This is a genomic window from Paenibacillus sp. J22P143 (genome assembly GCF_059692035.1).
The window spans coordinates 568,140-580,044 of sequence record NZ_JCAUAQ010000001.1 but is presented as its reverse complement, the minus strand read 5'-3'; the positions used below and the strand labels follow the sequence as shown (position 1 = coordinate 580,044).

11 protein-coding genes and 2 pseudogenes are annotated in these 11,905 nt (G+C 45.8%); 10 read left to right on the top strand and 3 right to left on the bottom strand.

The annotated features are described in order from the left end of the window. Positions 1 to 18: 18 nt before the first annotated feature. From AC58PQ_RS02900 to AC58PQ_RS02880, 5 genes and pseudogenes are all read left to right on the top strand, one after another. A pseudogene (locus AC58PQ_RS02900) lies at positions 19 to 174 on the top strand (dihydrodipicolinate synthase family protein); the annotation flags it as partial. Positions 175 to 249: 75 nt separating this feature from the next. Continuing rightward, on the top strand, positions 250 to 411 hold the full coding sequence (locus AC58PQ_RS02895) for a hypothetical protein (RefSeq protein ID WP_497240458.1): 162 nt from the start codon (positions 250 to 252) through the stop codon (positions 409 to 411). A gap of 388 nt (positions 412 to 799) precedes the next feature. Continuing rightward, complete coding sequence (locus tag AC58PQ_RS02890; protein ID WP_497240457.1) at positions 800 to 970, top strand: Spo0E family sporulation regulatory protein-aspartic acid phosphatase; 171 nt, start codon at positions 800 to 802, stop codon at positions 968 to 970. Between the two features lie 136 nt (positions 971 to 1,106). Continuing rightward, a pseudogene (locus tag AC58PQ_RS02885) lies at positions 1,107 to 1,373 on the top strand (SGNH/GDSL hydrolase family protein); the annotation flags it as partial. 165 nt (positions 1,374 to 1,538) lie between these two features. Continuing rightward, complete coding sequence (locus AC58PQ_RS02880; protein ID WP_497240456.1) at positions 1,539 to 3,407, top strand: heparinase II/III family protein; 1,869 nt, start codon at positions 1,539 to 1,541, stop codon at positions 3,405 to 3,407. A gap of 76 nt (positions 3,408 to 3,483) precedes the next feature. On the opposite strand, the gene AC58PQ_RS02875 is transcribed toward AC58PQ_RS02880, so the two are convergent. The 3 genes from AC58PQ_RS02875 to AC58PQ_RS02865 all read right to left on the bottom strand — a co-directional run bounded on the left by AC58PQ_RS02875 (position 3,484) and on the right by AC58PQ_RS02865 (position 5,758). Then, on the bottom strand, positions 3,484 to 3,888 hold the full coding sequence (locus tag AC58PQ_RS02875; protein WP_497240455.1) for a putative endonuclease domain-containing protein: 405 nt from the start codon (positions 3,886 to 3,888) through the stop codon (positions 3,484 to 3,486). 125 nt (positions 3,889 to 4,013) lie between these two features. Continuing rightward, positions 4,014 to 4,844 carry an AraC family transcriptional regulator gene (locus AC58PQ_RS02870; RefSeq protein WP_497240454.1) on the bottom strand — a complete coding sequence of 277 codons (831 nt, stop codon included), beginning with the start codon at positions 4,842 to 4,844 and terminating at the stop codon, positions 4,014 to 4,016. Between the two features lie 149 nt (positions 4,845 to 4,993). After that, a complete protein-coding gene (locus tag AC58PQ_RS02865; protein WP_497240453.1) occupies positions 4,994 to 5,758 on the bottom strand; it encodes a phytanoyl-CoA dioxygenase family protein in 765 nt (254 codons plus the stop codon). Positions 5,759 to 6,008: 250 nt separating this feature from the next. Between AC58PQ_RS02865 and AC58PQ_RS02860 the strand changes: the two genes are divergently transcribed. The 5 genes from AC58PQ_RS02860 (at position 6,009) to AC58PQ_RS02840 (ending at position 11,776) form a co-directional block, all read left to right on the top strand. Beyond that, positions 6,009 to 7,655 carry a putative bifunctional diguanylate cyclase/phosphodiesterase gene (locus AC58PQ_RS02860; RefSeq protein ID WP_497240452.1) on the top strand — a complete coding sequence of 549 codons (1,647 nt, stop codon included), beginning with the start codon at positions 6,009 to 6,011 and terminating at the stop codon, positions 7,653 to 7,655. 126 nt (positions 7,656 to 7,781) lie between these two features. Then, positions 7,782 to 8,750, top strand: a complete 969-nt coding sequence (locus tag AC58PQ_RS02855) for a quinone oxidoreductase family protein (protein ID WP_497240451.1) — start codon at positions 7,782 to 7,784, stop codon at positions 8,748 to 8,750. Positions 8,751 to 8,913: 163 nt separating this feature from the next. Further along, positions 8,914 to 9,978, top strand: a complete 1,065-nt coding sequence (locus AC58PQ_RS02850; protein ID WP_497240450.1) for a Gfo/Idh/MocA family protein — start codon at positions 8,914 to 8,916, stop codon at positions 9,976 to 9,978. 32 nt (positions 9,979 to 10,010) lie between these two features. Continuing rightward, positions 10,011 to 10,871 carry a sugar phosphate isomerase/epimerase family protein gene (locus tag AC58PQ_RS02845; protein WP_497240449.1) on the top strand — a complete coding sequence of 287 codons (861 nt, stop codon included), beginning with the start codon at positions 10,011 to 10,013 and terminating at the stop codon, positions 10,869 to 10,871. A gap of 32 nt (positions 10,872 to 10,903) precedes the next feature. Then, entirely contained in the window at positions 10,904 to 11,776 is an 873-nt protein-coding gene (locus AC58PQ_RS02840; RefSeq protein ID WP_497240448.1) for a sugar phosphate isomerase/epimerase family protein, read from the top strand. Positions 11,777 to 11,905: the final 129 nt, after the last annotated feature.

Sequence of the window (11,905 nt, the reverse complement as noted above, 5' to 3'; positions counted from 1 at the left end):
TTTAAAGATTTGTCTTTTCGTCGGCAAGGACTCTTGAAGGGTACATGGTGCTTGAATCCTCATGAACAATTGTCTCCAGGGCAATTTGAAGAAATCAATCGCATGTACAGCGACTATCCACATTTGAATGATGATGCAGTTGTGAAGGCAAATCTCTCGAATTGGTTAACCTGATTAGGAAATGGTAGTCCCTCAAAGAAGTTTCTGGTACATTGAAATAATGAATAGAATTTTTTAGGGGGATTCCAAATGCGCATTCGGTTCGATCGGTTTCCACAAGGTGTTGCCAAAGCTTTAACGCTAAGTTATGATGACGGGAAAGTACATGATCGCAGGCTCGTGCATATATCTGCTCATACGGTTGATCATCCATTTTTAGAGCAATTACCCATGGATCAAATCGTGCGTTAAATTTCAAACGACCGAGAGGCGTTGGAATCGTTAGTTGGTAATCCTGTGCGCGGGATGAGCTTCCCCTTTGGATCATTCTCGGACAGCGTTCTACATTCACTTCCCACGCTAGAAATTGAGTATGCGCGAACCGTATCTAGCCATGGCGGCTTTCAAATGCCAAAGGATTTTTTGCAGTGGCATCTCCGCGATCACGGTTTGGATCAGTGCAGAAGGCGAGCCATTGGAAATCCCAGCGGGTCAATTGATTGGAATTTAGTATTATTTTGTAAAATTTTCTTAAAATCGCTTAGTTTGCTAATAGTTTCTTAACAATAATCAATTATGATTTAGGTAACAAAGCATGTCTATTATCCACAAGAAGAATTTCAAAATCGGAGGGATCAATATGGAGCAACAATATGAGTTGGAAAAGAAGATTGAAGCATTAAGAAATGAGCTGAATCTGGCTAGTCAAACATATGGCCTATTGTCTGAAACGGTATTGAAACTTTCTATTGCACTGGATGATCTGTTGAACACCTATTATGAATTGCTTTTTATACGAACCATCGCATAATTAAGAAGCCCGAGTTCACACTTACGAGTGTGAATCTCGGTTTTTTTGTTTTTTAACTAGGAAATAAATCGAGGATATGACTTGTTCACTCCTTCTATTTGCCATGGTATTACTTGACCAAACAGCTAGCACGGGTGCGAAGCTGCTGCTCATTGAGCCGTTTGTTTTGCCAGTGCCTGAGGATCGTAAGCTGTGGAGAGAAGATTTGTCTCCGAAGATTACAGCTGTTCGTGAATTAGCCAGAGAATTTGGTGCGCGTCTTCTATGTTTAGATGGTTTATTTGCACAAGCTTCAACACTAGCTGACAGCGCTTTCTGGGCGCCGGATGGTGTACATCCATCTCCTGCTGGACATGCGTTAATTGCGAATGCGTGGCTGAAGGTCGTCGGGGCTGCTGAGTAATTTAAATAGGTATAGAAAGAAAGCTTCCGCATCTTGCGAGAAGCTTTTCTTGTATGCGTGTGAAATGGTCAATAATTGACTTGAAATAGTAAAAATAAGTACTAGTTCGCCGTTGTTAATAGCAGTTATAGTTAAGGCTAAAAGTGTGAATTGGGAGGATCAAAGATGAATCGTAGATTATTATTAGAAGCTCTGCAAGAAGCTGAATCCGATCACGGAAGCTTGTTTCACGAAGCCTTACAGGTGGCTCAATCACCTATTTTACATACAGAGAGTCCCTTACTCACTTCTGTCTATAACGAGATTGCGCCGTTAGTAAAGGAATTTGAGAGCAAGCCAATCGCAGCACTGCCATTTCAAGAGTGGGATTTATATCGTGCGAAGGGTTCGCGAATCGAATTTGAAGCGCTTTATTTTGATCGTCGAAGGCGGTTAGCTGCTTTGGTCGTGGCGGGGTTGAAGGACGGAGTCGAGGCTTATCTTCCTGCGATGGAAGATACGATTTGGGCTATTTGCGATGAATATACGTGGTGTTTGCCAGCACATTTGATGAATCATGATCACGCGGTAGAAGGGGAAGAATTCAAACATATTGATTTATTTGCTTCAGAAACGGCACATGCACTAAGCGAGACTTGCCATATTTTCCGAGATCAGCTCAATGCACTCGTGGTGAGAAGGGTGCAACGTGAGATTATGACACGGGTTCTCGAGCCTTATATGGCGCTCAAGAGAGCCTATTGGTGGGAAACGTGCGAGATCAATTGGTCAGCCGTATGTGCGGGAAATATTGGTATGGCCGCGATTTACTTGCTGCCCGATTCGAAAGCGCTGATGCCAATTATTGCGCGAGTTCTCGAATCGATGGATTGTTTTCTTGAAGGGTTTTCGGAAGAAGGCGCCTGTTTGGAAGGTTTGGGGTATTGGTATTATGGCTTTGGCTATTACGTATATTTCAGCGAACTGCTTAAGCAGCGTACGGGTGGTAAAGTGGATATCCTTCAAACGGATGCCAAAGCTCGCAAAGTCGCGAAATTCCCACAGAACTGTTTCTTGCAAGGCAACCATATTGCCAATTTCTCCGATTGCGCACGGACAAATGGTATTCAAATCGGGATTTTCAGCCGGTTGTGCGAGCAGTTTGATGATATTCGAATTCCGACGCTGGAACATCAGCCTGTTACCGTCGATCATTGCGGCCGCTTCGCAAGCGCTGTGCGTAATGTGGTGTGGTTGAATGAACCGCTGCTTCGCGAACGTGAAGACATGCCGCTTCAAACCGAATTTCTGCCAGAAGCACAATGGATGATAAGCCGGGCTAAGGTCGAGGACAAGCTCGTTAGCTTTGCAGCCAAAGGCGGCCATAACGATGAGCCCCATAATCACAATGACCTCGGACATTTCATCTGGATCGTAGATGGCGTCAGATGGTTCGAAGATCTGGGAGCGGGTTTATACACGAAGCGATATTTCGGTGAGGAACGGTATGACATTCTTTGTAACAGCTCATCTGGGCACAGCGTTCCGATTATTAATGGCTGCCATCAACAAGGGGGGATCGCGCATTGTGCGCAGGTACTAACAGCGGATTGCACGGATGCCGGTGACAGGTTCAAGCTTGATTTGACTCGAGCGTATGCTGTGCCAACACTTGAGAAGCTGGAGCGAAGCTTCGAGTTCGATAAGTTGCAAGGCAAGCTGACCATTTCGGATTTCTTTGGGTTCCGTGAATCTGGCGCAGCCGTGACGGAACGCTTCGTTACGCAGCATAAGCCAGTCATCGTGCAGGCTGGTGAGATTCGGCTTGTGAAAGATGATGCACAGGCGGAGGCGAAGGCGCAGGCGCAGGCGTCTACCGCGAATGGCAATCGTCAGCAGCTGATGCGATATGATGCGAAACAGTTGACTGCGTCCATTCAAGTCGTGGAGCATGAGAATCACGAGGGCGAGACGGAGACTGTATACTTGATTGATCTAGCTGCTGCTGAGGTTGGCGCACAGGTGAGTATTGTTGTTACGTTGGAGCTGGGGTAAGACGGAAAACGAGCCTAAAGAGCCCGCCGCCGTCTTTCCTACTTAAACCTACGGATTATTCCCTATTGCATTCATATTAGCCATGATTAATTGAATAGCTACGGATACGGGAAGTCCCATGCCCAGCTGGTAAAACCAACCATCCGTCAAGGATAAGGTAATTTTGACGAATCAACTGATCGGAGAACTGAGCTCGGCTGAGCTCCATATAATGTGGTCCATATCCATCGATTTCAATGGCAAGTTTGAGCGAATGACGAAGAAAAGCGAAGTCTAAGAACCGTGTGCCATCACGAAAATCTTTGACCTCATTTTCGGGGTGAAGATCATCAAAGTTACCAAAGGCCTTCCACCAAATATAGCGGAGAAAACTAGTTTCAGCATACCCGTGGCCTTCCTTTAGTCTCCTCAAACGCTGACCTTTTCTGAGTGACATATGCTTGGATAGATAAGCTTCGTGTGCTAATTGAAATTGAACCATATTACCTCTACACCTCGCTTCAAAATAAATAAACCGCTCCTCAAAGTCAGAAGATGCTGACTTGAGAAAGCGGTGTGTGCTTCACAACCGATATTGATTATGGGAATAATTAATTTTCAACCTCACTAATCATTCAACCACAACCCAAACTGCTGCCGATATTGTAACGGTGTGAGTCCGGTTTTAGTTTTGAACAGCCGCGAGAAATAGTTCGCATTATCGACACCAAGCTCATATGAAATCTGAGAGACGGGCTTCACGCTAGTAGCGAGGAGCTTTTTGGCTTGTTCGATTTTGATGCTATGCACGAAATGGAGTGGTGCCTGTCCGGTTTGTTTGATAAACATTTTGCGTAAATGGGAGTCACTCAGTTGAACGAGCTCAGCCAGTTCCTTAATTTCAGGCATCCGTTGCGGATGCGCGTGTACAAAGTGGATGATGGTATGGATCCGCTTGTCCAAGTGCGAATAAGGGGAGCTTGGCTCGTTCGCGCCCCCTTTATGCAGCAACTCATACAAGATACGGAGCAGCGAAGACTGCTGCAGCAGATGGGCATAAGGTGTCGCATCACGCTCATGCGTAAGCATCTCTTGAACAACACGCTCAACTGTGGTTGTATGATCCTCAAATAGGATCGGAATATTCAAAAGCTGCACCCAGCTTCGATTGCTGACTAAGGAGATTTCGGCATCGAAGTTAATGCTCGTTAACGACAGCTCATCGGAGATGGCGTGAAAGCTAATCAAACTATGGGCAGGCAGAATGATGATTTGGCCTTCTTTACAACGAAAGGCAGTTTGGTCGATCTCGAGCCGAAAGCTGCCCTTATGCACGAACCACATCACGCAATGTCGTAGGGGGCGATCTCTTGCCTGCCAGGAATAATCGAGCTGATACTGTGTAATATGCAGAAATCGAATTTCTAACGATTCAATCATCATCTGAAAAGAATTCAATTCGCACGCCTCCTCACCCTACGACTCGCCAGTCCTATTATTCTACCATGTTCATGTCAGCTAGACGAGGTAAGGAATGGAGGAGGAGTGTCGGACCAGCCATGGTGTTCAAGGTTTTGATAGCAGTAAAGGGTCATCTTCCAACCCCTCTATGCCTGAGGCACAACGCCCTTAACATCCTCATTCCGTTTCAAACGATCTTCACCGTTCACGAGGAAGGTACGTATGCGCGTAGTGTCGCCGCCCCATTCGTCGATCTTGAACTTGACCTCAGGCGTAGTATATCGGACCGAGAAGGCTACGCGTGGGATGTTCGATTTATTATTTTCAGAGCCATGGAAGGTAGCTTCATTAAAAAAAGCAATTTGACCAGGCGACATCTCTAAGTCGATGGCTAGGGATTCGTCGATCGACTCCGCAGGCAGGCCTTGCTCGAAAGCACTTTGATCGGTTCCAGTAGAAACATGCTCAACGATTGATTTATGAGTGCCAGGTATGACACGCAGGCAGCCATTTTCACGAATGGACCAGCCCAAGCTCACCCACGCCGTTGCATTAATTGCTGGCTCCATGGGCCAATAATTAATATCCTGATGCCAAGGAATGAATTTATCATTATTAGGTTCTTTGTACCAGAAATGCATGGCCCACAACACCAAATCATCACCCAGAATCTGCTTCATAGCGTTAACGATACTAGGGTGCGTAGCAAGTGTATAGGCCCAGTGATGATGCTGATGCCATGTGGATAAGTTCTTTTTTGTAGGACCTGGTTCAAATTTGTTCTGTTCAATCACCTCGAAGAAACGGTTATAGTACATATCGGATTCTTCCAGCGACAGTCCTTGCATAGGTCCGCTATAGCCTTCATTGACGTACTGGGTGAGCGAGAATGGATTTCCCTTCGTAATCATTTGTGTAACCTCCCATGGTAAATAGCCTTTTTCCTTACATAATGTAATTGTAAACCTCGAAGCAGCTAAGAATAAGGAAGTAAAACGATTATGAATAGCACAAAACGATTATTTTTAACGGCCGATGGTGGGAGATTGGCGTTTATAGGACATTTTGTGAAGGGAAAATATAAAGCCATGTCGAACTGATAGTACATACGGCCAAATGCGGGCGTAAAGCATAAGTTATTCGGATAAAGGAGTCATACGAATGGCAATTCCTGCAACGACAACATTGGATTTGAATTTACTGCAAATGATGCTGGATGATATTGAAGACTCTATTTACATAATGAAGGTTACGGGTGCGGAGATCACGTATTTTTACGTAAACAACGCAGCAACGAAATTTAGTGGGATCACGATGGATCGAATGGGGAAATCTTTTTTTGAATCCAATTCGAGCGAGATGGCGGACTATTTATATAAAAAATATGCCAGAGTTCTCGATGAACGTCGGACGATTCGGTATGAGGATGGCGTTATGTTACCCAATGGGATGCTTAGTGGGGAAAGCATTTTAACGCCTATTTTGGATGGAAATGGGAATGTTAGCTTTATTTTTTCTGTTACACGAGATATTACAGAGCGTAAACAGCATGAGAATACCCTGTACAATTATGCTTATCAAGATGATCTTTCAAATCTTTTTAATCGCAGATATTTACTAGAGCATGTGTCAGAGCCTTCAATCATCTATTTATTGGATTTGGACAATTTCAAAAATATTAACGATACCTTCGGTCATCAGGCTGGAGATTCGGTACTTGTAGAAGTGGCATGCCGCCTCATTGAGGTGTTTGGTGATAATCGCTATTCGCTTGTTCGCCTTGGCGGAGACGAATTCGTTGTTGTCGATTCCACGCCATTGGGGCGTTTCGAGGAGACGACGGAACAGCTGAGCCAGCTTTTTCATGATCCGTTCCGTGTAGATGACCATGCGGTGAAGGTGAATGTAAGTATCGGCATTGCGGAGCGAAAGCACGGGGAAACCATTCAAGATTTGCTAAAGCAAGCGGATATCGCTCTTTACACAGCCAAAAGAGCTGGTCGGAAGCGCTATCATGTATTCGAAGCATCTTCACGATACGATCATGTGGAGAATTTCATCCATGAGCTAGCCCTTTCGCAAGCTATCGAGAAGGAAGAACTGTATTTGCATTATCAGCTTATTTATCATCCGGCTTCAGGGATGGCTGTTGGTGCGGAAGCTCTCCTGAGATGGCAAAGCGAGAATGGCGGACACATGCAGCCGAGTGATTTCATTCCGATTGCGGAGGAAACAGGTCTCATCGTGCCCATCGGCTATTGGGTTATCCGTCAAGCCTGCAAGGATTGGCATCAACTTAAAGAAGTTTTCGGCCCCCTATTCAAAATATCAGTCAATATTTCGCGTATACAGCTCAATGAAGCGTGCTTTGCCCAGCAGGTATTGCAAATTTTGAAAGAGGAGGGTGTGGAACCACCCGCCATGGAACTAGAAATTACCGAAAGCACGACGATTCACTCGCTGCAGGAAGTGCAAATCATCTTAAGTAAGCTGCGCTCGGCTGGGTTTACGATTGCGTTGGATGATTTCGGAACAGGATATTCTTCGTTGAGCATGTTAACGCTTTTGCCGATTGATAAGCTGAAGATTGATCGTATTTTCATCGTGGACGGGAATGTCCCCTTGATTGCTGCGATTTTAGCTATGGCCAAAGCGTTGAATTTAGAGGTTGTCGCAGAAGGCATCGAAACAAGCGATCATTTTCATATGCTCGCAGACATGCAGATTTGGGGAATCCAAGGCTACTATATTAATAAGCCGGTGGCCTATACGGAGTTACCTTCACTCCATGATCTGAGTGGTGTTTAACTGGAAGAATTATTTTATTATTTCCCGTGCTTTCATTCGCTGTATAGCGAGTGGAGGCACTTTTTTTGTTTCTTCAATCGTGTATGTTAAAATGACTACGGTTAAATAAGCGCGGGAGGTCACATGATGAAAGCATTAATCTTCGAACAATTCGGTGGACCCGAAGTTCTCACATATAAGGAAATACCAGACCCTGTCGTGGACGGCGATCAGCTATTAATAAGGACGAAAGCGATCGGTCTAAATTTCGCAGACGTGTATCGTCGCAAAGGGAATTATCATTTGGCAGGGAAGCCGCCGTTTATCCTTGGGTACGAAGGGGCCGGGGTCGTCGAGTGGGTGCCAGAGCACATCGGGCACATTCAAATCGGCGATCGGATCGCCTTTGCCGACGTGCCATTTGCTAATGCGGAGCTGGTCGCCGTTCCTGTTGATCGTACAATTCCGCTGCCTGCGGACATTTCGTACGAACATGCAGCTGGCCTTCTACTGCAAGGGATGACAGCGCATTATTTGGTGAACGACAGCTATCGTGTTCAGGCTGGAGATGAAGTTCTCGTCCATGCCGCAGCAGGCGGGGTAGGTCAGCTTTTGATCCAATTGTGTAAAAGTAAAGGTGCAAGGGTAATCGGACTCACCTCATCCGAAGCAAAAAAGCAAGTAGCGCTAGCCGCTGGAGCAGACGAAGTCGTACTCTATTCCGCTGACTGGGTCCAAGAAATTCGGCAATGGTCTTATGCCAAAGAAGGTGCCCAGGTTGCCTATGATTCGGTAGGCTCCACCTTAATGGACAGCTTCGCAGCGGTCCGAATCAAGGGGACGGTCGTTTTCTACGGTATGGCAGGCGGAGATCCAGCCCCCGTGGATCCACGAATGTTGATGGATACCTCCAAAACATTGACAGGCGGTGACCTCTGGAATCACGTGACTAGCTTGAACAATCGCACCCAGCGAGCCAATGACCTGTTCGAAGCGCTACGAGAGGGGAGCCTGAAGATGGATACGATGACGACGTTCGCCTTGAAGGACGGCGCTGAGGCCCACAGATTGCTCGAGAGTAGACAGAGTACAGGCAAAATTTTGCTACTACCATGAGGCAAAAGCAGTATATCTTAGATGAAATCTAGGATTGCTGCTTTTTTTCTTCTATTGCATTTTGAACATATAGTCCATGGAGTTGCTTATCCTAGGTATTCTCGCTATGTCCAAAGCATGTTAACTTTAAGGAGTAGTTATTTAAAGGAGGCTTGAGTGTGCAATGAGCATAAACAAATTGAGAATTGGTGTTATTGGTGCAGGTTCTATTTCAGATTTGCACTTTGCGTCATATACGAAATCAGAGGATGCTGTCATTGTTGCTGTCTGTGACCTTAATCGTGAACGAGCTGCCGCGAAAGCGGAAAAATATGACATTGCTCATATTTATTCGGATTATAAAGAGCTATTGGCGAATCCGGAGATCGATGCGGTCAGTATTTGCACATGGAACAATACGCATGCCGAGATCAGTATTGCTGCTCTTCATGCTGGCAAGCATGTTTTGGTAGAGAAGCCGCTTTGCAAAACCGTAGAAGAAGCGCAACGCATTCAAGATGCGGTTCGTGAGACAGGCAAAATTCTACAAGTTGGATTTGTGAGAAGATATGATACGAATGCTCAGCTTGTGAAGCATTTTATTGATAATGGTCAATTGGGTGAAATTTACTATGCAAAAGCGTCATGTCTTCGTCGTTTAGGTAATCCTGGCGGTTGGTTCTCCGATGTTGAGCGCTCTGGTGGCGGTCCGCTGATTGATATTGGCGTACATGTGATCGATGTGTGTTGGTATTTAATGGGCAAACCGAAGCCGGTTGCGGTGAGCGGGCATACGTATAACAAGCTTGGCAATCGGAAGAATGTGAAGAACTTATCCTTTTATCAAGCCGCTGATTATGATGCGGAACGCAACACCGTTGAGGATTTGGCGAATGTGTTGATTCGTTTTGAAAATGGCGCTTCCCTCATGGTGGACGTAAGTTTCACGCTTCATGCTAAGAAGGATGAGATCGCTGTCAAGCTCTATGGTGACAAAGGCGGCGTTGAGCTTGAGCCTGAAATTGTGTTCGTAACGGAGATTTTGGATACGATTACGAATGTGACACCACAAATCAATCACAAATCGATCGATATCAATAGCGCTTTTCAAAATGAAATCAATCATTTCGTTTCCTGTTGTCAAACAGGTCAAACGCCGATTAGCCCGGTAGAAGATGGACTTGAAATGATGAAAATTCTATGCGGTATTTATGAATCAGCAGCCAAGGGTCAAGAAATTAGATTATAGCCCGAACGATTCGGAGCATAGGGGGATCTCGTATGAAGTTAGGGGTTAGCACATATAGCTTGTACCAGGCGCTAAAGTCTGGCGAAATGTCGATCATGGACGTTATCGATTGGATTGCGGATCAGGGCGGTGAACATGTCGAGATTGTGCCATTGGGGTATGATTTACCGGGTAACTTTGAACTTGCGGATGCGATTCGCGAGAAAGCTAAGTCCAGAGGTATAGCTATTTCCAATTATGCCATCGGTGCCAATTTCTTAACAGAGACTGAGGAACAGTATTTGCAGGAAATTGAGCGTGTGAAGGGCGAGGTTGATCTTGCTGCCAGATTGGGTGTTACGAAAATGCGTCATGATGTTGCTCGAAGTGAGGATCTCTCGCTTCGAAATTTCAACGCCAACTTGGATCGTTTAGCTGAGGCTTGTCGTCAAATTGCTGATTATGCGAACCAATTTGGGATTGTGACAAGCGTTGAGAATCACGGTTTCTTCGTGCAGCATAGCGAACGCGTTCAAGCTCTGATTCACGCCGTTGATCGTGCGAATTTCAAAACAACATTGGATGTTGGTAATTTTGTATGCGTAGACGAGGATTCCGTTGCTGCCGTGACGAATAACCTTCCGTATGCTTCAATTGTCCATGTGAAGGATTTCTACATTCGCCCATCCAATCAGAATCCAGGAGAAGGCTGGTTCAAGTCAACATATGGTACCTATTTGCGCGGAGCGATTGTAGGACAAGGTGATTTGAATATGCGTGAAATTCTACGTGTGGTCAAAAGCTCAGGCTACGACGGCTACATTTCCTTGGAATTTGAAGGGATGGAAGAGTGTAAGAAGGGCACGTTGATTGGTTTGCAGAATATCCGTCGTATGTGGGATGAAATAAACTAGCGCGAAGCTCGCGATAAGGAGTGTTTGAGGAAATGATTATCAATCCAATAGGAATTATGGTAGATAGCTTGCGTCTTGGTTTACGGGATGGTTTAAAGAAATCGAAAGAGCTTGGCGCGGACGGCGTCCAAATTTACGCAGTTTCCGGTGAGATGGACCCAGCTAACTTAACGCCGGGGGCGCGTAAGGAGTTACGTGCCTACATCGCGTCGTTGGATCTTCAAATTTCAGCGCTTTGCGGCGATTTAGGTGGACATGGCTTTCAGGATCAGACGGTGAATGCAGCGAAAATTGAGAAATCCAAGCGCATTCTTGACCTTGCTGTTGAGCTAGGCTCCTCCGTTGTAACCACACACATCGGTGTTGTGCCAGAGGATCGGAACGATCCTATTTATCAAGCGATGCTGCAAGCTTGTGAAGAGCTTGGGGTGTATGCGAGCAGCTTAGGCGCATATTTCGCGGTGGAAACAGGGCCGGAAACGTCGGCGCATTTGAAAAGCTTTCTCGATAACCTATCCACCAAAGGTGTCTCTGTTAACTTTGACCCGGCGAATATGGTGATGGTGACAGGCGATGATCCTGTTCAGGGGGTATATACGCTGAAGGATTACATCGTTCACACGCATGTGAAGGACGGCATTCGACTTCGTCAAGCAGATCCGCGTGAAGTGTATGGCTCACTAGGCTACAAGCCAATGACACACGAGAATATTGCGGAAGCGGCAACATCGGGAGATTCATATCGCGAGTTGGCGTTAGGGGAAGGTCATGTTGATTTCGGTCGCTACTTCCAGGCGCTGCAGGAGATTGGATACAAAGGCTACCTAACGATCGAACGCGAAGTCGGAGACCAGCCAGAGAAAGACATTGCGAGTGCAATTGCGTTTATTCAAAAGTATAAATAGAAGCTGGGACCTCGCCGTTGGCGAGGTTTTTTGCATCCGAAACAAGAAATCTACTGCTAATAATGTCAATATCGCGGATTGGTGCCGAATAGCGTTATCCTGTAATATATCTAAAGCGCTACATTGCAT